The following is a 22,338-nucleotide window of genomic DNA, read 5'->3' on the forward strand; positions in this document are numbered from 1 at the left end:
CCGGGACCAGAGTGCACGTTACCAGCCCGGAGAAGGCGATTTTCCCTAGGGTTACCACAGCGAAACCCACCGCGCGGGTGCCCTCTATCACAAGCGAGACACAGAGTAACGCCCCGATGAACCCAAGGCGACGCGAGTACACAGGGCGTCTGTGGAGGGCCTGTGTGGGTCGGGTACGACACGGGCGCGGGCGCCCGGATGCATCATGCACCGGACGCCCGCGCCACCGCTGTCAGCCCTCGCCGACGTCAGTCCTCCGTCGAGGCCGAGGCCGAGACGGACGGGGCGCTCTGCTGCGCCGCCACCGTCTTCTTCGCCACCGACTTCGTCGCCTTCTTGGCCGTCGTCTTCTTGGCGACGGTCTTCTTCGCGGCCGTGGCCGTCTTCTTGGCCGCCGCCGTCTTGGTGGTGGCGGCCTTCTTCGCCGTGGCCTTCTTCGCCGTCTTGCGGGCGGCCGTCTTCTTCACCGGAGCGGCCTCCGCCTCTTCAGCGGCGGGCGCCTCGGCCTCAGGGACCTCGGCCTCCGCGGTGGCCGACGGGACGACCATGACGGCCGTCTCCTCGGACGCGGTCGGCGCGGTGGCCTTGCGCACGGCACGACGCCGCGGGCGGGCCGGAGCCGCACTCTCGACGACGGGCTCGGCGACCTGCCCGGCCTCGGGCTGCTCCACCGGAGCGACCTCCGCCACAGCAGCCTCCACGACCACCGGCTCGGCGACCGTCACCACGGCGGCCTCCGCTCCCGCGGGCGAACCGGCCGGCGCGGACACCTTGCGGGTGGCGCGACGGCGCGTACGGCCCTTGGGCGCGGCCTCGTCGACGGCCGGAGCCTCGACGACCGGGTCCTCGACGGCGACCGGCTCGGCCTGCGCGACGGCCGCCTCGACGACGACGTCCTGCACGGCGGGCGTCTCCTCGACCGGCTCGGCGGCCGGCGCGGCGACCGCCTCGACGGCCTCGGCCACCTCGGCGGGCTCCGCCGCGGCGAACGACTCGGAGCCGCCCGACCTGCGCGACGCACCGCCGCGCGGCGCACCCGCCGGGGCGGACGCCCTGCGGCTCGCCCGGCGGCGGCCCCGGCCACGGCCGGCAGCGGCCTCCGCCTCGGCGATGCTGCTGTACAGCTCCTCGTCGGGCGTGAACTCGGGGGCGGCGAGCGCGACCGGCTCGGCGACCTCGGCGGCGACCTCGGCCTCGGTCTCCGCCTCCTGCTCGACGCTCACGAGGGGCTCGACGAGGTCGGCCGACCCCGTCTCGAACTCGTGGTCGTGATCGTGGGCCTGCCCGTCGCCACCGCGGCCGCGCTTCTTGCGCTTGCCACCGCCGCCGACGGCGGTCGGCTGCTCCATGTGGACGATGACCCCGCGCCCGTTGCAGTGCACACAGGTCTCGGAGAACGACTCCAGCAGCCCCTGGCCCACCCGCTTGCGGGTCATCTGGACCAGGCCCAGCGAGGTCACCTCCGCCACCTGGTGCTTCGTACGGTCGCGGCCCAGGCACTCCAGCAGGCGGCGCAGCACCAGGTCCCGGTTGGACTCCAGCACCATGTCGATGAAGTCGATGACGATGATGCCGCCGAGGTCGCGCAGCCGCAGCTGGCGCACGATCTCCTCGGCCGCCTCCAGGTTGTTCCTGGTGACCGTCTCCTCCAGGTTGCCGCCCTGGCCGGTGAACTTGCCGGTGTTGACGTCGACGACGACCATCGCCTCGGTCCGGTCGATCACCAGCGAGCCGCCGCTGGGCAGCCAGACCTTGCGGTCCAGCGCCTTGGAGAGCTGCTCGTCGATCCGGTACGTGGCGAAGACGTCGACCTCGGAGGTCCACCTCGACAGCCGGTCGGCGAGGTCGGGCGCGACGTGCGAGACGTACCCGTGGATCGTCGACCAGGCCTCGTCACCGCTGACGATGACCTTGGTGAAGTCCTCGTTGAAGATGTCGCGCACGACCCGGACGGTCATGTCCGGCTCGCCGTACAGCAGCGTCGGGGCGTTGCCGCCCTTGGCCCGCTTCTGGATCTCCTCCCACTGCCCCTGCAGCCGCTCGACGTCGCGGCGCAGTTCGTCCTCGCTCGCGCCCTCGGCGGCGGTGCGCACGATGACGCCCGCGTCCTCGGGGACGATCTTCTTGAGGATCGTCTTCAGCCGGGCCCGCTCGGTGTCGGGCAGCTTGCGGCTGATGCCGGTCATCGAGCCCTCGGGCACGTACACGAGGTAGCGGCCCGGCAGGGAGACCTGGCTGGTCAGCCGGGCGCCCTTGTGTCCGATCGGGTCCTTCGTCACCTGGACGAGGACCGGCTGGCCCGACTTCAGGGCGGCCTCGATGCGGCGCGGCCCGTTGGCCATGCCGAGCGCCTCGAAGTTGACCTCACCGGCGTACAGGACGGCGTTGCGCCCCTTCCCGATGTCGATGAACGCGGCCTCCATCGACGGCAGCACGTTCTGGACCTTGCCCAGGTAGACGTTGCCGACGTACGAGGTCGCCTGCTCCTTGTTGACGTAGTGCTCGACGAGCACGCCGTCCTCCAGGACGCCGATCTGGGTGCGCTCGCCGCTCTGGCGGACGACCATCACCCGCTCGACGGCCTCGCGCCGGGCCAGGAACTCGGCCTCGGTGATGATCGGGACGCGCCGGCGCCCCTGCTCGCGGCCTTCCCGGCGGCGCTGCTTCTTGGCCTCCAGACGCGTGGAGCCCTTGATGGACTGCACCTCGTCGGACGGCTCGGCGGGCTTGCGCGGCTCGCGGACCTTGACGACCGTGCGCTCGGGGTCGCCGTCGCCCGGCTGCTCGGCCTCGCCCGAGGAGTCACCGGCACGGCGACGGCGACGACGGCGACGACGGCTGCCGGCGGTGGAGCCACCGGCCGCGTCCTCCGCGTCCTCGTCCTCGTCGTCCTGCTCGGCGGCGTCCTCGGCGTCCTGCGCGGTCTGCTCGGCGGCGAACTCGTCGGCGCCATCGTCTCCGGACTCGCCCTCGCCGTCGGCGGTATCGCCACGGCGACGGCGACGGCCGCCACGGCGGCGACGGCGACGCGACCCGGTCTCCTCGGCGTCGTCGTCACCCTCGACGACGTCCTCGGCGTCGGCCTCGTCCGGCTCGGTCTCCGACTCGTCCTCGACGACGGGTACGGCGGCCTGCGCGACGGGCGCGGCAGGCGCCGCGGCGCGGCCGGTCTCGGCCTCGTCGCCGAAGCCACCGGCCCGGCGCCGACGGCGGCGGGAACGCGACCCGGTCGGCTCCTCGGGAAGCTCCTGCACCTCCTCGGGCTCCTCGACCTCCGTGACCTCCGCCTCAGCGGCGGCGGCCTCGGCGGCGGCCCGCTGCGGCGTCTGGAACTGCGGCTCGGCGAACACGGGCGCCTGGAACACGGCGACCGAGGGGCGCGCCGGACGACGCGGCGCGTCGTCCTCGCCGCTGCCCTTCGCCGGCTCGGGCGCGGAGAAGCCACCGGCGGCCCGACGGACCACCCGCCGCCGACCACCACGCCGCGGACCGGCGTCCTCATCGGCCTGAGCAGCCTGAGCAGCCTGGGCGGCAGGCTCCTCGGGGGCCTTGACCTCTTCGACAGCGGCGACGACCGGCTCCGCGGCGGCCGGCTCGGTGACCTCCGCCACTTCGGTCGCCTCGGCCTCGGCGGGCGCGGAGACGCGGCGCGTGGCGCGACGACGGCCACGGGGAGCAGCCTCGGCGGGCGCCTCTTCGGTCACGGCGGCGACGTCGGGCGTCGTCTCGGCCTCCGGCGCACCGGCGGGCGCGGTCGCCCGACGGGTGGCCCGGCGGCGCGCACGGGGCGCGGCCTCGACGGGCTCGGACGCGGGCTCGGACTCTGCGGCGGGCTGTTCCACGACGGCGGCCTCCTGGGCGGCGGTCTCGACGACCTCGGCCGGAGCGGCTCCGGCGGGCGCGGACACGCGACGCGTGGCCCGGCGGCGGGTACGGCGAGGAGCGGCGTCCTCGTCGGCGGTTTCCTGGACTGCGGCGTCCTCGACGGCGTCCTCGACCGGGATCTCCCCGGCGGCAGCCACGGGCACGACCGTCTCGACGATCTCGGCGGCCTCGGCGACGGCCGGCGTACCGGCAGGCGCGGAGGCACGGCGGGTGGCCCGGCGCCGCGTACGGGGCGCGGCTTCGGCGACCTCAGCGGCCTGTTCGGCTGCCTCGGTCTCAAGGCCGTCTGCGGGCTGGGCGGACTGGATGTCCTCCTCCGCCAGTTCCTCGACGGATTCCACGGCCGGTATGGCCGGCGTGGTGATCTCGGCCGAGGCGTCGCCGGCGACCGGCGGACCCGCCGGCCGGGAAGCGGCACGGCGCCGACGACGCGGCGGCAGGGTGTCGCTGGGGGTGTTCGCTTCGGAGTCCGGCGCGGACCCTGTCACGGATTCGGTGGATTCGGTTGGCTCGAGCATGCGGGCGTTTCTCCCGTCAGGCTCCCGGGCGCCGCGCCTGGTCCGGCGTCGATCACGGGGGATCGATCGCCGTTGACGTCCGCGGCTCGCGCGATGCGCGGTGCCGCCGTCCGGGGCGCGGGCGCCGCACGGGAGCTCTCTGTGTCCTGTCTCGCCGGTTCCGTACGCCGAATGCGTACGGCCTGGCGAAAGTCTTCTGGTCGGTGCGCTGCCCGACCCAGGTGGCTCCCGAGTACGAGGGCGGCGCTACGACATCCGTCCCTTCGCGGAACTTCCCTACGCGGGCGCCTTCGCGGCGGCAGCGGGATCGGCCGTTGTGGGGGCCTGAGCTGCCTCGCGGTCGGGCGCGAGCGGGTCGGTCACCGTGCCGGTCTCTTCATCGAGCAGCCCCTGCGCCAGCCTGGTCACCGCAGCGGGGACCGGCGGCGCCAGGTCGGCCACGGCGCGAAGACCGGACAGGACGTCGTCGGGTCGTACGGCAGGCGTCACGTGCCGAACAACCAGCCGCAGTATCGCACAGGGCTGGTCGGTAGGCCTATCAGCAGGTTCACTGTGCGTTTCCAGGTGGACGACCGCGGCCCTGGCGTCGAAGGTGCGGACGCCGTTCTTGGCCATGCGCTGGACCTCCACGGCGTCGGCCTCGTTGAAGGCGGCCACCGCGCGGTCGGCGTCGGCCGGGTCCACCCCGGCAAGCCGCAGCTCCCACACGGAGGCCGTCAGCCGGTCGGCGAGCCCCGAGGTCCGGACCTCGACCGCGTCGACGATGTCGAGCCCGGCGGGCAGCGACTCGTCGAGGAGGATTCTCAGCTTCTCCGGGTCACGCGCCGCGGTCAGCGCGATCTCCAGGTACTCCGCCTCACTGCCCGTGCCGGTGGGTGCGGCATTGGCGTACGACACCTTCGGGTGCGGTGTGAACCCCGCCGAGTACGCCATCGGCACCTCGGCACGGCGCAACGCACGCTCGAAAGCGCGCTGGAAGTCACGGTGGCTGGTGAACCGGAGGCGGCCGCGCTTGGTGTAGCGCAGTCGGATGCGCTGCACCGCGGGTGCGGGCGGCGGGCCTTCGGGCTGTCGCTTGCCCAGTGTCGTCAGTCCTTCGTGAGAGCGGTCGTACTTCTACCAAGAGTACGTGTCTCGCCCGCCGATGGTTCCCGCCGGACGACCGCCTCCCGCTCCCCCGGCTCCTTCGGCTCCCCGAACAGCATCCGGCGGACGTCCGCGCGGGTCTGCCGGGCCGTCTCCCGGGCGGCGGTCAGCGCCTGCCGGGCGGTGCGGCCCACGCTGCGCGCGGCCCGGGCGGCGGGGCGCAGCACCGCGTCGCGGACGACGTGCCCGACCGGGGTGAGGACGGCCCGGTACACCCAGCGCACGGGCTCGACGAAGATCCACCGGAAGAGCGTCCCGAGGAACCGGCCGACGGCGAGCGAGATCCGTCCGGCGATCCGCCAGGCGTGCCCGAGGGCGTCCCCCACCTCGCGCGCGAGGACCGCGAGGAAGCGGCCGACGGGGGCGAGCACCCAGCGCCACAGGGCGAGCGCGGGCAGCACGACGAGGATCCGGCCGGTCCAGTACAGGACGAGGCCGATCCCGCTCGCCAGCATCCCCAGGAGCAGCCACGCCCCTCGCGCACACCAGGCGATCCCCCGCCCGGCCGGCGCGAGGAACCACGCGTAGACCCAGCCGGCCGGAACGACGACGAGGTAGCGCACCAGCCACGCCACACCGGTGTACGCACCGACGCCGACGGCCCCGAGAACGGTCCCGATCCCCCTCAGGAGCCACAGCGCCGCGAGCCCGACCGGCGTCAGCACGCGCGCGTACACCCACGCGAGGCCGTGCCCGGCCGGAGTCAGGAGGTACCGGTAGAACCACACCGCCGGCACGACGAGCAGCACGTGCCCCAGCCACCCGAGCGCCCTGCCCCCAGGGACGACGGCGTACCGCCACAGCCCGATCAACGGCCGGACGAACAGCGCCTTCCCGAGCCACGACAGGCCCCGCCCGAGCGGCCGGAGCACCGCGTCCCCGAGGAACCGTCCCCCGACGACGAGCGCGTCCCACACCATCCGCACGGGCAGCACCAGCACGAGCACGACGATCCGCACCGGCAGCCGGATCGCGACGACGAGACACCCCTCGGGCGATCGAGCGGGCGGCGGCTGCACGGGCGGCGCGGCGGGCGGTTTCTGCAGGTCCATGTCGTCGTAGACGCTACAGGCACCCCGGTGGATGCATTGCTGAGCAGCCGTCAGGGAGGTGCTACCTCTTGCGCTTCTTCCGGCTGTTCTGGCTGTTCCGGCTGTTCTGGCTGCTGCGGGGCTCGGCGTGCGGGGCGGAGAACTCGCGGTTGGTCTCGGTCTGACGGCGGATCGGCTCGGGCAGGTCCGGCATCGCCAGCAGGGCGTCGCAGGCCCGGACGGCGGCCGTGTGGTCGCCGACCCAGTAGGCGCAGATGGAGAACTCGAAGAGCAGACCCCACTGGTACACCCAGGACCTGGTGAACAGCAGGTCGTCCGGCTCGGGTGCGCCGACGACCCCGCCGAGCAGGGCGTACGCGGTGTGATAGCGGCTGCGCAGCCGCAGTCGCGAGGCGAGTTCGTAGACGGCTTCGAGGCGGGCGGGGCGGGACTCCCAGGCGCGGGAGAACGCGTCCAGGGCGCCGGGGAAGTCGTCGGTCTGCTCCGCTCTGAGGATCCCGGCCTCCAGGAGCGAGCAGTAGACCTCCTCGCCCCAGCCGCCCAGTTCGGCCCGCCGTTCGTACAGCGCGATCGCCTCGTCCGCGTGCCCGAGGTCGCGCTCGGTGTTGGCGAGGTAGAAGACGGTGCGCGCATTGGCGGGGTCGCGCTCCAACTCGCCCCGCAGCAGGCGGGCGTCGCGCTCGAACTTGTCGCTGCGGCAGCCGCCGTCCGCGTGGTCCTCGATGACGAGCGCGTCCAGGTTCTCCTGCTGGTCGCTCTCGTCGGTGCACGGGTACTCGTGGGTGACGCCCTCGTAGCGCCACGCCCGGTCGCCGCGCATGAGGTGCTTGAAGCGGTGCTGGGTGCCCGGGGTGTCGTAGCGCAGCATGTACGAGCCCGCCGTCAGCCGGGGCAGCGGGGCATCCTGGCGCATGACGTGGTCGGCGTCGAGGGTGAGCAGGTAGTCGGCCTTGCCCCGGGCGTGCCGGATGTTCCGCGTCCGGTTGTGCCCGAAGTCGACCCAGGGGTCCTCGTGGAGCTCGCCCGGGATGCCGTCGAGCACCTTGCGGACCAGCTCCTGCGTGCCGTCCGTCGACCCGGTGTCAGAGATCACCCAGTAGTCGATGAGGGGGCGTACGGACTCCAGGCATCGTTCGATCACCTGCGACTCGTCCTTGACGATCATGCACAGGCACAGGGTCTGCTGTTTCACGGTCGTCAAGGTGGCACAGGCCCGATCCCGGGCCGTCCATCCCACGCGAGGAATGACCCAACAGTACGTATCAATTAGTCCGATACGTTCATAAACATACTCATTCGGCCTCTACGCCTCGCTCGACCCCGTTCGGTCAGGTCAAGCTCGCCCTCAGGTTGGGAGACCTCCCGTACCGGTCAAGGCAAGGAGCATGTAGATGCGCCCTCAGTTCGGACCGTACTCACTTCTCGGGCCCGTGGCCCGGCACCGATGCAAACAGGCCGGCATGGTGGCCTCGCTCGCCGTGATCCTGTCGGCCGGCGTGATCAGCCCGGCCGCCGCGGCGGCGCGCAACGTCACCGACCACGCGAGGGCGCAGGCCCCCAGCCCCGGCGACAAGTGCAGGCCGGGCAAGCCGGGCCACCACGAGTCCCGGGCGATCGAGTCCGGCGACAAGGACAAGTGCAAGGGACCGAAGGGCCCCACCGGCCCCAAGGGTCCCAAGGGCGACAAGGGCCCGAAGGGCGACAAGGGAGCCACCGGCGCGACCGGCCCGACCGGGCCCACGGGTGGCACGGGCGCGACGGGTACCCAGGGCGTGACGGGCGGGACCGGCCCGACCGGGGCCACGGGCGGCACCGGGGCCACAGGCGCCACCGGAGCCACGGGCACGGCAGGCACCAACGGTGTCACCGGGGCCACAGGAGCCACGGGAGCCACGGGCACGGCAGGCACCAACGGTGTCACCGGGGCCACAGGAGCCACGGGAGCCACGGGCACGGCAGGCACCAACGGTGTCACCGGGGCCACAGGAGCCACGGGAGCCACGGGCACGGCAGGCACGAACGGTGTCACCGGGGCCACGGGAGCCACGGGCACGGCAGGCACCAACGGTGTCACCGGGGCCACAGGTGCCACCGGAGCGACCGGCCCCTGCTCCGACATCGACGCCATGCAGGAGTCGAACACCTTCGAGCTCAGGGTCGCGCTGACCGGCGGCCGTACCTACGCGGGCATCCACGACCTCCGCGCCGCCGGTGCGCCCCACAATTTCCTGTGGACCGACCTCAGCACCCACGACAACTACCCTGCGGGCGGCTCGGATCCCGACGGACGTGACGTCGGCTTCGTCTGCGGAGCAGCCGTCAACGGGCACAACGCCAACATCGGGGAGCCCATCAAGTTCGACGTCATGACCACCACCGGGCAGGTCTGGGAGACCACCTGCGTCGCGGTCGGCACCACCAACCCGGCCACCCTGAACTGCAACGACGCCCTGGGCATCCCCATCCCGTGGACCAAGGTGACACTGCAGCCGGCGCCGAACGCCGTCAACGGCGGCACGTGACGGACCCCGTAACACCCGAGGACGAGTAGAGGGCGCCCGGAGGTCAGCCGACCGGCCTCCGGGCACCCCTTGCGACACGGGAGCGCCCCCTCAGTGACTGTGCGCCGCGCTCCCCGCCGACTGCTTCACCGTCAGCGGCAGCAGCGTCTTGCCGGTCGGCCCGATTTGAATGGTCGTGTCCATGGCAGGACACACCCCGCAGTCGAAGCAGGGCGTCCAGCGGCAGTCCTCGACCTCTGTCTCGTCGAGAGCGTCCTGCCAGTCCTCCCAGAGCCAGTCCTTGTCGAGGCCCGAGTCCAGGTGGTCCCAGGGCAGGACCTCCTCGTAGGTCTTCTCGCGGGTCGTGTACCAGTCGACGTCCACGCCGAAGGCGGGCAGCGTCTTGTCCGCGCAAGCGATCCAGCGGTCGTAGGAGAAGTGCTCGCGCCAGCCGTCGAAGCGGCCGCCGTCCTCGTAGACGGCCCGGATGACCGCGCCGATGCGGCGGTCGCCGCGCGACAGCAGGCCCTCGATGATGCCGGGCTTGCCGTCGTGGTAGCGGAAGCCGATCGAGCGGCCGTACTTCTTGTCGCCGCGGATCTTGTCCCGGAGCTTCGTGAGGCGCGCGTCCGTCTCCTCGGCGGAGAGCTGGGGCGCCCACTGGAACGGCGTGTGCGGCTTCGGCACGAAGCCGCCGATCGACACCGTGCAGCGGATGTCGCCCTGGCCGGAGACCTCACGGCCCTTCTGGATGACCTTCATCGCCATGTCGGCGATCTGCAGGACGTCCTCGTCGGTCTCCGTCGGCAGACCGCACATGAAGTACAGCTTCACCTGCCGCCAGCCGTTGCCGTACGCGGTGGAGACCGTCCTGATCAGGTCCTCTTCGGAGACCATCTTGTTGATGACCCTGCGCATGCGCTCCGAGCCGCCCTCGGGCGCGAAGGTCAGGCCGGACCGGCGGCCGTTGCGCGTCAGCTCGTTCGCCAGGTCGACGTTGAAGGCGTCCACGCGGGTGGACGGGAGGGACAGGCCGATCTTGTCCTCCGTGTAGCGGTCCGCGAGGCCCTTCGCGATCTCGCCGATCTCGCTGTGGTCGGCGCTCGACAGCGACAGCAGCCCGACCTCCTCGAAGCCGGTCGCCTTCAGGCCCTTCTCCACCATGTCGCCGATGCCCGTGATGGAGCGCTCGCGCACCGGGCGCGTGATCATGCCGGCCTGGCAGAAACGGCAGCCGCGTGTGCAGCCGCGGAAGATCTCCACCGACATGCGCTCGTGGACCGTCTCGGCGAGCGGGACGAGGGGCTGCTTGGGGTACGGCCACTCGTCCAGGTCCATGACCGTGTGCTTCGACACCCGCCACGGCACGCCCGACTTGTTCGGTACGACACGGGCGATCCGGCCGTCCGCCAGGTACTCGACGTCGTAGAACGCCGGGATGTACACCCCGCCCGTCTTCGCGAGGCGGAAGAGGACCTCCTCGCGGCCGCCGGGCCGGCCCTCCGCCTTCCACGCGCGGATGATCTTCGTCATGTCCAGCACGGCCTGCTCGCCGTCGCCGATGACCGCCGCGTCGATGAAGTCGGCGACCGGCTCGGGGTTGAACGCCGCGTGGCCGCCCGCCAGGACGATCGGGTCGTCGATCGTGCGGTCCTTGGCCTCCAGGGGGATCCCGGCGAGGTCGAGGGCGGTCAGCATGTTCGTGTAGCCCAGCTCCGTGGAGAAGGACAGGCCGAACACGTCGAAGGCCTTCACGGGACGGTGGCCGTCGACCGTGAACTGCGGGACGTCGTGCTCCCGCATCAGCGCCTCCAGGTCCGGCCACACGCTGTACGTGCGCTCGGCGAGGACGCCCTCCTGCTCGTTCAGGACCTCGTAGAGGATCATGACGCCCTGGTTGGGCAGCCCGACCTCGTACGCGTCCGGGTACATGAGCGCCCAGCGGACGTCGCAGGACTCCCAGGGCTTGACCGTGGAGTTGAGCTCGCCGCCCACGTACTGGATCGGCTTCTGCACATGCGGGAGCAAGGCTTCGAGCTGCGGGAAGACCGATTCGACAGACATCGCGGCGTTACCTTCGTGAGCTGACAGGGGTGGCCATCTAGCCTAACCCGCCCACAGCCCCTCCCCCGCCCGCGAAAAACCCGCCGCAGACCGCCCCGAAACTCTGTCCTCCAGCCCTCTGTCCTCTGTTCTCCAACCCGCCGTCCTTCAGCCCCGGTCCTCCGACCTCCGACCTCCGACCCGCCGTCCTCACACCTCCATCGCCCCCTGAGTCGTCTCCCACTGCACCGGCAGCTCCGCCTCCACGGCCGCCGCCCGCTGCTCCTCGCGCCCGTACAGCACGCCGTACGTGAAGGCGCTCTCCCCGGCCGCGTGCGCCACGGCCGACAGCTCGCGCAGCGTGACGCGGGCCATGAAACTGTCCTGGTGCTCGCCGAGCAGGCTCTGCAGCGACTTCATGGACTTGGTGAGGGCCTTGGCGGGGCCGCCGAGCGCCGGGTTGGCCGTCTCGGCGGCGTACCGGGTCCGCTTGGCCTTCTTGCGGGCCTCGTGCAGACCGAGGTCGCGGTCGGTGCCGGGCGGCTGCCGCATGGCCTCCTCGACCAGCGCGGACACCTTCGCGAAGTCCTTGCGTACGGCCTTGGCGAGCACCTTCTCCGGCTTGCCCCCGGCCGCCTTCAGCAGCGGCGGGCCGGCGACCAGGGCGTCCAGGGTGTCGAGCAGGGTCAGGTAGCGCTTGGAGTCCAGGACGCCGAGCAGCCGGCGGCGCGAGCCGTGATGCTGCGCCTTCGCCCAGCTCTGCAGCCGTTCACGGACCGGACCGGAGACGAGGGGGTGGGGCAGGTCGTCGAGGCCGGCCGCCAGACGCTCGCTGAGCACCTCCGAATCGCGGCCCACACCCAGCTCACCCGCGAGCCACTTCAGCTCGACGGCGATCGGGTCGGTGACGGTCCGGTCGAGAACCTTGCGGAAGGAGCGGAAGGTGCTGCGCAGCCGTCGGGTGGCGACGCGCATGTCGTGCACGGACTCCTCGGCCTCCAGACGGACGGCCGGATCGAGCTCGACGATCGCGTCCCGCTGGGCCCGGACGTACGCCAGCACATGATCGCCGGCGGTGCCGCCCTCGACGCCGTCCTCGGCCCCGGCGTCACCGGCGAAAGGTCTCTCCCCCTTCGCCTCCCCCTGGCCTTTTCCCTTCGCCTCCCCCTTCTTCTTGGACTTCTTCTTGGACGCCGTCTCCGTCAGCGCCCGCGCCAGCTTCGACGACGACTTCGACGGCCGTACGCCCGCCTTGCGCAACCGCTTCTCCACCTTGTCGAGGAGGGCCGGGTCGCCGCCGTCGGCGAGCTCCACCTCGATCTCGGTCCACTGGGCGCTGCCCGTACCGCCGAACAGCCGGTCCGCCCGTACGGCGTCCACGCTGGCCTCGGCGAGCAGCCGGCCCTCGGCGTCGACGAGGTCCCGGACGTCCCGGCTGGAGCGCAGCCGCACCACGGGCACCAACTGCCCCTCGCGCACGCGGGCGCGGACCAGCCCGGCGAGTTCCTCGGGCATCGTGTCGGAGAGCGGGGCGTGGATCTCGTCCCGGACGCCCGGACTGACCGGCAGTTTCAGGTGCCAGCCGGCGTCGGAGCCTCCGGTACGGCGGCGCAGCGTGATCGAGGCCGCGGCCAGGCGCAGGTCGGAGGTGTCGTAGTAGGTCGCGTCCAACTCGGCGACGCCCTTGTCCAGGACGGACACGACTCCGGCGACGCCGGTGAGGTCGGGCAGCCCACTGTCATCGGATTCGTACTTGCGTTCGATCTCGCGTTTCGTCTCCGCCATGAATCGAATTTAGTCGCATTCGGGCCCGAACGGCAGTGCGCGCCGGACCCGAATCACGGCTGAACTCCAGGAAACCGCAAGGTGTCCGGGGCCCGGCCGGGCCTGCCCGGGCCTTACGCCGACATGGGTCTCTGCACCCGGATGGACTGCAACAGCCCGACCGCCACCCACACCGAGAACATCGACGTGCCGCCGTACGAGACGAAGGGCAGCGGCAGGCCCGTCACCGGCATGATGCCGAGCGTCATCCCGATGTTCTCGAAGGACTGGAAGGCGAACCAGGCCACGATGCCGGCGGCGACGATCGTGCCGTACAGCTCGGTCGTCTCCCGGGCGATGCGGCAGGCGCGCCACAGGACCACGCCGAGCAGGACGATGATCAGGCCCGCGCCCAGGAAGCCCAGCTCCTCGCCCGCGACGGTGAAGACGAAGTCCGTCTGCTGCTCGGGGACGAACTGCCCCGTCGTCTGCGAACCGTGAAAGAGCCCGGCTCCCGCGAGGCCGCCGGAGCCGATGGCGATGCGTGCCTGGTTGGTGTTGTAGCCGACGCCGGCCGGGTCGAGGCTGGGGTTGGCGAAGGCGGCGAAGCGGGCGATCTGGTACTCGTCCAGGATGTGCAGTTGCCAGACGGCGATCCCGCCGGCCGCGCCCGCGCCGAGCAGCCCGAAGACCCAGCGGTTGGACGCGCCGGAGGCCAGCAGCACACCCAGCACGATCATCACCATCACCATGACCGACCCGAGGTCGGGCATCAGCATGACGATCAGCATGGGGACGGCCGCGAGACCCAGTGACTGGATCACCGTGCGCTGGTCGGGGTAGAGCTTGTCGCCCGCGTCGACCCGGGCCGCCAGCAGCATCGCCATGCCCAGGATGATCGTGATCTTCACGAACTCCGAGGGCTGGAGCGAGAAGCCGCCGCCGAGCACGATCCAGGAGTGCGCGCCGTTGACCGTCGAGCCCAGCGGCGTCAGCACCGCCAGGATCCCCATGAGCGAGAGGCCGTACAGCACCGGTACCGCGTTGCGCAGGGTGCGGTGGCCGAGCCAGACCGTGGCGATCATCAGGGCGAGCCCGATGCCCATGTTCATGAGGTGCCGGATGAGGAAGTAGTACGGGTCGCCCTGGTTGATCTCGGTGCGGTTGCGGGTCGCCGAGAAGACCAGGAGCGAGCCGATCAGCGACAGGGCGATCGCACACAGCAGTATCGGCCAGTCCAGCCGCCGGGCCAGCGAGTCACGGGCGAAGACCCGCGTCCAGCCGGCCCGCTCGGGCCCGTACCCGGAGACGGAGAAGCTGTTCACGCCGGTCATGTGCACATCCTCCGGCTTCCCCGCCTCCGCCGTCGCCTGCGGGTGTCGCGGTTGGTGTCCGTGTTCTGCTGGACGGTCGCCCCCGGCTGCGTCTCGCCCGGCTTCGGCGCGCCCTCCTGGACGACGCGCTGCTCCTTCCCCGGGTCCTTGGAGATCTTCGGTGACTTGATCGTGCCGTCCGCCTGCACCTTCGGCAGGCTGGTCTGCGGGGTGGGCAGCAGGGCGTTCTTCTTGTCGATCTTGCCGTCGTCGGAGACGCCGTACATCGCGTTGTAGATGTGCCGCACGGCCTCACCGGAGGCGCCCGAACCGGTACCGGCCTGGGCGATCGTCATGACGATCGTGTAGTCCTTGCTGTACGTGGCGAGCCAGGACGTCGTCTGCTTGCCGTAGACCTCCGCGGTACCCGTCTTGGCGTGCAGCGGGATCTTGTCCTGCGGCCAGCCGCCGAACTTCCACGCGGCCGTACCGCGGGTGACCACGCCCTCCAGGGCGGCGTCCATGCCCTTGATCGTCGCCTGGTCGACCGGCAGCCTGCGCTGGACGTGGGGCTTGATCTCCTGGACGGCCTTGCCGTCGGCGCTGACGATCGCCTTGCCGATGGTCGGGGTGTACATGGTGCCGCCGTTGGCGAGCGCCCCGTAGATCACGGCCTCCTGGATCGGGGTGACGAGGGTGTCGCCCTGGCCGATGGAGTAGTTGATCGAGTCGCCCTCGCGCATCTTGTTGCCCTCGAGGCAGTTCTCGTACGCGATCATCTCGACGTACGTGCCGCCCTTCTTGCCGTACTTGCACCAGGCGTCCTTGTTGGCCTTCCAGTAGGACTCCTTCCACTGGCGGTCCGGGACGCGGCCGGTGACCTCGTTCGGCAGGTCGATGCCGGTCTCCTTGCCGAGGCCGAACTGGTGCGCGGCCTTGTAGAAGTAGTCCTTGGGCTCACCCTTCTTCGGGTTGATGCCGCCGTCCCGCTTCCACTCCCGGTCCGCGAGACCGTAGAAGACGGTGTCGCAGGAGACCTCCAGAGCGCGCCCGAGGGAGATGGGGCCGAAGCTCTCCCCTTCGAAGTTCTTGAAGACCTGGCCGCCCACCGAGTACGAGCTCGTGCACGGGTAGCCGCCGTCCCACTCGTAGCCGGCCTCGACCGCGGCGGCCGTGGAGACCACCTTGAACGTCGAACCGGGCGCGGACTGACCCTGTATGGCCCTGTTGAGCAGCGGGTAGTCCGAGTTCTTCCCGGTGAGCTTCTTGTAGTCCTTGGCGGAGATGCCGCCGACCCAGACGTTGGGGTCGTAGGCCGGGGCTGACGCCATGGCGACGACCCGGCCGGTCTTGGCCTCCATCACCACGACCGCTCCGGAGTCGGCCTTGTAGTTCTCGCCGGTGATCTTGTCGAACTGGGTGCGGGCGATCTTCATCGCGTTGTTCAGCTCGTACTCGGCGACCCGCTGGACGCGGGCGTCGATGCTGGTGACCAGGTTGGCGCCGGGCTGCGCCGCGTCCGCCTCGGCCTGGCCGATGACGCGGCCGAGGTTGTCGACCTCGTACCGGGTGACGCCCGCCTTGCCGCGCAGCTCCTTGTCGTACTGGCGCTCCAGACCGGAGCGGCCGACCTGGTCGGAGCGCAGGTAGGGCGAGTCGCTGTCCTGGGCCTTGGTGATCTCCTCGTCGGTGACCGGGGAGAGGTAGCCGAGGACCTGGGCGGTGTTGGCGTTGCCCGGCGCCGCGTAACGGCGCACGGCCTCGGGCTCGGCGGTGATGCCGGGGAAGTCCTCGGCGCGCTCGCGGATCTGCAGGGCCTGCTTGGCGGTGGCCTCGTCGGTGATCGGGATCGGCTGGTACGGCGAGCCGTTCCAACAGGGCTGCGGGGTCTGCGCGTCGCACAGGCGCACCTTCAGCGCGACCTCCTCGGGCTTCATGCCGAGGACGCCCGCGAGCTTGGCCAGGACCGCCTTGCCGTCGTCCGGCTGCTTCAGCAGGTCGGTGCGGGAGGCGGAGACCACGAGCCGTGTCTCGTTGTCGGCGAGGGGCACTCCGCGCGCGTCCAGGATCGAGCCGCGCACGGCGGGCTCGACGACCTGTTGGACGTGGTTGCCGGAGGCCTCCTTGGCGTACGCCGCGCCCTCCCTGATCTGCAGGTACCACAGGCGGCCGCCGAGGGTGCCCAGCAGGGAGAGGACGAGGATCTGGATCACGACGAGCCGGATCTGAACCCGTGGTGTCCGGCCGGTCTCGGGAATATTGGTCACTGCGGCTGCCTCCCCCTCTCAGTGAGCGGACGTGTGTGCGCGGCTGTGCGTGCGGCTGTGGCTGCGTACGAATGATGAACGTCCGGCCTGTGAGCCCGCGTTCCGCCGGAACTTCCCCGTTCGAGTGAACCTTCGAGCGAACCCTCGAGCGAACCTGCCCGCCTTCACAGCCGCTTGACCCCCTTGATGCGGCCCGCCCGGGTCGCCCGTGACTTGGCCGCCTTCAGTTTCAGGCCGCCGCGCTGGCCGCCGATCCGCAGGCCCGTCCCGGAGGAGAGCCAGCCGGAGGAGATGTCGGTGCCCTTCCCGGCGGAGTTGGTCTCCGCGAGCGGGTCGTTGTCGGCGCGCCGCGCCAGGAACATGACCGCGGGCACCACGAACGGGGCGAGCAGCAGGTCGTACAGAGCGGCCGTGAACAGCAGCCCGGTGAGGCCGACATGACGGGCGGCGGTGTCGCCGACGAGGGCGCCCACGCCCGCGTACAGCAGGGTGGAGCCGAGCGCCGCGCCGACGACCACGACCATCGGACCGGTGGCCGACTTGATCTGCCCGCTCTCGGGCTTGACGAGCCCGGCGAGGTAGCCGATCACGCACAGCACGAGGGCGTAGCGCCCGGCGGCGTGGTCGGCGGGCGGGGCGAGGTCGGCCAGCAGACCGGCGCCGAAGCCGATGAGGGCGCCGCCGACATGGCCGTAGATCATGGCGAGGCCGAGGACGGTGAGCAGGAGGAGGTCGGGGACGGCGCCGGGGAGGTGGAGGCGGGCGAGGACGCTCACCTGGACGACCAGGGCGACCACGATCAGCGGGACGGAGAGCAGGATCCGGTTGACGCGCATGGGGGTTGTCAGCTCCTACTGCTGCTGGCCGTCTACGGGTGCGTTCGCGTTCGGCGTGACCGTGACGGTCACCGTCGGCGTGGGGACCGGTTTGGGCTTCGAGGGGAGCACGGTGTCGCGCGGATCCTTCGTCGGGGCCTGGACGACGACGCCGACGATGTCGAGCTTGGTGAAGCTGACGTACGGCGTGACGTAGAGGGTGCGGGTGAGGTCGCCGCCGGAGGGGTCGACGCGGGAGACCACGCCGACCGGCACACCCGGCACGAAGGGCTTGTCGGCCTGCGAGCCGAAGGTGACCAGCCGGTCGCCCTTCTTCACGTCGGCCTTACCGTTGAGGAGTTCGACGCGCAGCGGCAGGTCGCCCTGCCCGGAGGCGAAGCCGAGCTCGTCGGACGCCTCCATGCGGGTGCCGACGGTGAAGTCGGGGTCGCTGGCCAGGAGCACGGTCGCCGTGTCGGGCCCGACGGTGGTGACCCGGCCGACCAGCCCGTCCCCGTTCAGGACCGTCATGTCGCGGCGGACGCCGTCGTTCGCGCCGACGTCGATGGTGATGGTCCAGGAGAAGCCCTGGGCCGCTCCTATCGCGATGACCTCCGCGCCCTTGATGCCGTACTGGCCCGCGCCGGCGATCTTCAGAATCTTGTCGAGCTGCGCGAGGCGGCTGCGGTTGCGGTCGTCGCTGCCGAGTTTCGCCTTGAGGGCCGCGTTCTCCTTCTCCAGCCCGGCGAGCCGGTCATGGCGTTCACCGGAGTCGCGGACGGCGGAGACGGCGTTGCCGACGGGGTCCACCGCCGACGCCACACCGTCCTCGATCGGACCGAAGGCCGCGGCCGCGGCCTGCCGGGCGCCGTCGACCGGGGAGTCCTCCCCACCGCGGATGTCCACCGTGATCAGCGCGAACGCGACGGCGATCAGCAGCACCAGGAGCAGCCGGCTCTCTCGTGTGTCCCTCACGTGCGGCGGCCGTGCCCTTCCTCGAGAGAAAACATGAACAGGAATCAGAAACAGGTTCAGGAACCGCGATCGGGAAGTGGGATCGGAACCTGGATCGGGAAGTGGGATGGGATCGAGATCGGATCGGGATCGGGAATTCCGGTAGCCCCGGGCCAGGATGACCAAGGGCGCTTTGTGGGAGCTTATGCCGAGATATCAACGATCCGCCGCACGAGAGGAGATCATCCCGTACGGCGGAATCGAAGCGTCACGTCATCTGCGGGGCGCGGCGTCCAGCACCTGCTGGAGCGCCTCGAACTCCTCGACGCACTTGCCGGAGCCGAGCGCCACGCTGTCCAGCGGGTCCTCGGCGATGTGGATGGGCATGCCGGTCTCCCGGCGCAGCCGCTCGTCCAGACCGCGCAGCAGGGCTCCGCCGCCGGTCAGAACGATTCCGCGGTCCATGATGTCGCCGGACAGCTCCGGCGGACACTTGTCGAGGGTGGTCTTCACGGCGTCGACGATCGCGTTGACCGGCTCCTCGATCGCCTTGCGCACCTCGGCGGCCGAGATGACGACGGTCTTGGGCAGTCCGGAGACGAGATCGCGGCCACGGATCTCGGTGTGCTGGTCGTCGTCGAGGTCGTACGCGGAACCGATCGTGATCTTGATCTGCTCGGCCGTCCGCTCACCGAGAAGGAGCGAGTACTCCTTCTTGATGTGCTGGATGATCGAGCTGTCCAGCTCGTCACCCGCGACACGGATCGACTGGGCGGTGACGATGCCGCCGAGCGAGATGACCGCGACCTCCGTGGTGCCGCCGCCGATGTCCACCACCATGTTGCCCGTGGCCTCGTGGACCGGCAGGCCGGAGCCGATGGCCGCGGCCATGGGCTCCTCGATGATGTGCACCTGACGGGCGCCGGCCTGGGTCGACGCCTCGATGACGGCGCGGCGCTCGACGCCCGTGATGCCCGAGGGCACACAGACGACGACCCGCGGCCGAGCCAGATACCGGCGCTTGTGGATCTTCAGGATGAAGTAGCGCAGCATCCGCTCGGTGATCTCGAAGTCGGCGATCACGCCGTCCTTCAGCGGGCGCACGGCAACGATGTTGCCGGGCGTGCGCCCGATCATCTTCTTCGCTTCGGCGCCGACCGCGAGGATGCCACCGGTGTTGGTGTTGATCGCGACGACGGACGGCTCGTTGAGTACGATCCCGCGACCCCTGACGTACACCAGCGTGTTGGCGGTCCCGAGGTCGACAGCCATGTCACGGCCGATGAACGACATTGAGTTCCCCATCAGGATTCGACTGGCCTTCCATGGGCTTTTGAGGGCTTTTCAGGTCGGCGTGGTGGGTGCTGTGACGTGAAGGCTTCCATCGTAAACGCGCCTGCACGAACACTGCGGAGCGGTCTCCGCCATTGTTTGCAGATGCTGTGTGGGTTCGCTTCTGGAGACGGGCGTTCGGGGGCACACGTTCCCTCGATCGCCCGCTTCAGCCGCTTTCGACCGCGCCGATCGCGTCGGCCGTCGCCGGCCGTCGTCGGGCCGCCGCCGGTCTCGGACGGGACTTCGGACGCGACCTCAGACGCGGCCTCAGACGCGACCGGGGAAGAAGATCTTCACCTCGCGCTCGGCGGACTCCTCGGAGTCGGAGGCGTGGATCAGGTTCTCGCGGACGATCACGCCGTAGTCACCGCGGATCGAGCCGGGGCCGGCCGCGATCGGGTCGGTCGGACCGGCGAGCGCGCGCACGCCCTCGATGACCCGCTCGCCCTCGACGATCAGCGCGACGACCGGACCGGACGCCATGAACTCGACCAGCGGCTCGTAGAAGGGCTTGCCCTTGTGCTCGCCGTAGTGCTGCTCCAGCGTGTCCTGGTCCAGCGTGCGCAGCTCCAGCGCGGTGATCTGCCAGCCGGCCTTGCGCTCGATACGGCTGATGATCTCGCCGGTCAGGCCACGACGGACGGCGTCGGGCTTGAGCAGGACGAGGGTGCGCTGGCTCACGAGGTGACTCCTTCTACTGCGGCTTCTGCTGCGGCTTCTGCTGCGAGTTCTGCTGCTGCGGTTCTACTACGGCAGCTCTTACCGGTACTACTACCGGTTCGGCTGCCGGTGTGTGCGGTGGGATGAGGTTACAGGGCGTGTCCGGGCGCCTGTTACGCAGCGTCAGCGGTATCCGGAGAGGCCGCGTCGGCCTGCGCGGCGAAGCGTGCCTTGGCCTCGTCGACCTTTCTGCCGAAGTGCACGGACGCCCACCACAGGGCCCCGAAGAGCACCCCCATGAAGAACATGACCGGGACGAAGAAGCCGGACGCGACGAGGGCGATCTGCAGCGCCCAGCCGAGGGCGACACCCCCGGGCCGGGTGACCACGCCGCACAGCAGCAGGCTGAAGAGCATGGCGATGCCGCAGACCGTCCACACCGTGGACGTGGACAGGTCGGCGTCCTTCATGGCGACCAGACCGGCGAAGCCGATGACGAAGAACTCGCCGATCAGGGTCGAGGAGCAGAGCGTACGCATGGCGAGACCTCAGCCCTTCCCGAGGAGCAGTCGGGCCTCGCCGACGGTGATGACGGAACCGGTGACCAGTACGCCGCCGCCGGTGAACTCGCCGTCCTCCTCGGCGAGCGTGATCGCCGCCTCCAGGGCGTCGGGCAGCCGCGGCTCGACCTGGACGCGGTCGTCGCCGAACACCTCGACGGCGATCGCGGCCAGCTCGTCGGCGTCCATCGCGCGGTGGGTGGAGTTCTGGGTGACGACGATCTCCGCGAAGATCGGCTCGAAGGCCTCCAGGAGCCCCCGTACGTCCTTCTCGCCGCTGGCCCCGACCACGCCGATCAGCCGGCTGAAGTCGAAGGCCTCGCCGACCGCTTCGGCGGTGGCGCGGGCACCGGCCGGGTTGTGCGCGGCGTCGAGGACGACGGTCGGGGAGCGTCGTACGACCTCCAGGCGGCCCGGCGAGGTGACGGCCGCGAAGGCCTTGCGGACCGTGCCGATGTCGAGCGGCTCGGGCCGCTGGGAGCCGACGCCGAAGAACGCCTCGACGGCGGCGAGCGCGACGGCCGCGTTGTGCGCCTGGTAGGGGCCGTGCAGCGGCAGGTACACCTCGGGGTACTCGCCGCCCAGCCCGCGCAGGGTGAGCACCTGCCCGCCGACGGCGACCTGCCGGGCGACGATCCCGAACTCGAGCCCTTCGCGGGCCACGGTCGCGTCGACCTCGACGGCCTTCTTCAGCAGCACCTGCGCCGCGTCGACGGGCTGCTGGGCCAGGATGACCGTCGCGTCCTGCTTGATGATCCCGCCCTTCTCGGCGGCGATCGCGGCGGGCGTCTCCCCGAGCCGGTCGGTGTGGTCCAGGTCGATGGGCGTGACGACGGCGACGTCACCGTCGATGACGTTGGTGGCGTCCCAGACCCCGCCCATGCCCACTTCCACGACGGCGACGTCGGCGGGCGCGTCCGCGAAGGCGGCGTACGCCATGCCGGTGAGCACCTCGAAGAAGGACAGCCGGTACTCCTGCATACCGTCGACCATCTCGACGTACGGCTTGATGTCCTGGTACGTCTCGATGAAGCGCTCGGCGGAGACGGGCGCGCCGTCGAGGCTGATCCGCTCGGTGATCGACTGGACGTGCGGGGAGGTGTACCGGCCGGTGCGCAGCTCGAAGGCGCCGAGCAGCGCCTCGATCATGCGGGCGGTGGACGTCTTGCCGTTCGTCCCGGTGATGTGGATCGAGGGGTACGAGCGCTGCGGGTCCCCGAGCAGGTCCATCAGCGCGGCGATGCGGGTGACGGAGGGCTCCAGCTTGGTCTCGCCCCAGCGGGTGGCGAGCTCCGCCTCGACCTCGCGCAGGGCCTTGTCGACCTCGGGGTCCTCGGGGCGCCCGGGGACGTCGCCCTGCGGCGCGCCGCCCTGGGTGCGGAGGGTGCGGCTGCCGGCCTCGATGACCGCGAGGTCGGGGTCGCGGTCGGTCTCGGCGGCGACGATCTCGTCGAAGGGGTCGCTTTCACTCACGGGGCCAGTCTACGGACGACCACTGACGTAGGCGAAGGCCCCCGGAACCGTA

General features: G+C 70.9%; 15 protein-coding genes. 1 reads left to right on the plus strand and 14 read right to left on the minus strand.

Annotation, left to right across the window (positions count from 1 at the left end; translation table 11 throughout):
- Window positions 1–248 precede the first annotated feature (248 nt).
- The 4 genes from OG352_RS14815 to OG352_RS14830 form a co-directional block, all read right to left on the minus strand.
- A complete protein-coding gene (locus OG352_RS14815; protein WP_329217326.1) occupies window positions 249–4,403 on the minus strand; it encodes an Rne/Rng family ribonuclease in 4,155 nt (1,384 codons plus the stop codon).
- A gap of 276 nt (window positions 4,404–4,679) precedes the next feature.
- Window positions 4,680–5,444 carry a TIGR03936 family radical SAM-associated protein gene (locus OG352_RS14820; protein ID WP_329217328.1) on the minus strand — a complete coding sequence of 255 codons (765 nt, stop codon included), beginning with the start codon at window positions 5,442–5,444 and terminating at the stop codon, window positions 4,680–4,682.
- A gap of 47 nt (window positions 5,445–5,491) precedes the next feature.
- Window positions 5,492–6,601: a hypothetical protein gene (locus OG352_RS14825; RefSeq protein WP_329217330.1), complete on the minus strand. Its 1,110-nt coding sequence runs from the start codon at window positions 6,599–6,601 to the stop codon at window positions 5,492–5,494.
- 61 nt (window positions 6,602–6,662) lie between these two features.
- Entirely contained in the window at window positions 6,663–7,793 is a 1,131-nt protein-coding gene (locus tag OG352_RS14830; protein ID WP_329217332.1) for a glycosyltransferase, read from the minus strand.
- A 199-nt stretch (window positions 7,794–7,992) separates the two neighbouring features.
- Between OG352_RS14830 and OG352_RS14835 the strand changes: the two genes are divergently transcribed.
- Window positions 7,993–9,123 (plus strand): hypothetical protein, encoded by a 1,131-nt coding sequence (locus tag OG352_RS14835; protein ID WP_329217334.1) that lies wholly within the window; start codon window positions 7,993–7,995, stop codon window positions 9,121–9,123.
- 90 nt (window positions 9,124–9,213) lie between these two features.
- Here the strand turns inward: OG352_RS14835 and OG352_RS14840 are convergent, their stop codons facing one another.
- The 10 genes from OG352_RS14840 to folC all read right to left on the minus strand — a co-directional run bounded on the left by OG352_RS14840 (window position 9,214) and on the right by folC (window position 22,286).
- A complete protein-coding gene (locus tag OG352_RS14840) occupies window positions 9,214–11,166 on the minus strand; it encodes a TIGR03960 family B12-binding radical SAM protein (RefSeq protein ID WP_329217336.1) in 1,953 nt (650 codons plus the stop codon).
- 189 nt (window positions 11,167–11,355) lie between these two features.
- A complete protein-coding gene (locus tag OG352_RS14845) occupies window positions 11,356–12,930 on the minus strand; it encodes a CYTH and CHAD domain-containing protein (protein WP_329217338.1) in 1,575 nt (524 codons plus the stop codon).
- Window positions 12,931–13,043: 113 nt separating this feature from the next.
- The gene (rodA, locus tag OG352_RS14850) at window positions 13,044–14,243 is read right to left on the minus strand and encodes a rod shape-determining protein RodA (RefSeq protein ID WP_329217340.1); all 1,200 of its coding nucleotides are present in this window, start codon (window positions 14,241–14,243) and stop codon (window positions 13,044–13,046) included.
- Window positions 14,240–16,489 carry a penicillin-binding protein 2 gene (gene mrdA, locus OG352_RS14855; protein WP_329217342.1) on the minus strand — a complete coding sequence of 750 codons (2,250 nt, stop codon included), beginning with the start codon at window positions 16,487–16,489 and terminating at the stop codon, window positions 14,240–14,242. The genes rodA and mrdA overlap by 4 nt, the downstream gene beginning before the upstream one ends.
- A 164-nt stretch (window positions 16,490–16,653) precedes the next feature.
- On the minus strand, window positions 16,654–17,325 hold the full coding sequence (gene mreD, locus OG352_RS14860; protein WP_329217344.1) for a rod shape-determining protein MreD: 672 nt from the start codon (window positions 17,323–17,325) through the stop codon (window positions 16,654–16,656).
- A gap of 15 nt (window positions 17,326–17,340) precedes the next feature.
- Complete coding sequence (gene mreC / locus OG352_RS14865) at window positions 17,341–18,279, minus strand: rod shape-determining protein MreC (protein ID WP_329217346.1); 939 nt, start codon at window positions 18,277–18,279, stop codon at window positions 17,341–17,343.
- Window positions 18,280–18,531: 252 nt separating this feature from the next.
- Window positions 18,532–19,551 carry a rod shape-determining protein gene (locus tag OG352_RS14870; protein WP_054244925.1) on the minus strand — a complete coding sequence of 340 codons (1,020 nt, stop codon included), beginning with the start codon at window positions 19,549–19,551 and terminating at the stop codon, window positions 18,532–18,534.
- Window positions 19,552–19,860: 309 nt separating this feature from the next.
- Window positions 19,861–20,274 (minus strand): nucleoside-diphosphate kinase, encoded by a 414-nt coding sequence (gene ndk / locus OG352_RS14875; RefSeq protein ID WP_329217348.1) that lies wholly within the window; start codon window positions 20,272–20,274, stop codon window positions 19,861–19,863.
- Window positions 20,275–20,426: 152 nt separating this feature from the next.
- Entirely contained in the window at window positions 20,427–20,792 is a 366-nt protein-coding gene (locus OG352_RS14880; protein WP_329217349.1) for a DUF4233 domain-containing protein, read from the minus strand.
- 9 nt (window positions 20,793–20,801) lie between these two features.
- Complete coding sequence (gene folC, locus OG352_RS14885) at window positions 20,802–22,286, minus strand: bifunctional tetrahydrofolate synthase/dihydrofolate synthase (protein WP_329217351.1); 1,485 nt, start codon at window positions 22,284–22,286, stop codon at window positions 20,802–20,804.
- Between the last annotated feature and the right edge of the window lie 52 nt (window positions 22,287–22,338).

It is taken from the genome of Streptomyces sp. NBC_01485, from assembly GCF_036227125.1.
Classification (GTDB): domain Bacteria; phylum Actinomycetota; class Actinomycetes; order Streptomycetales; family Streptomycetaceae; genus Streptomyces.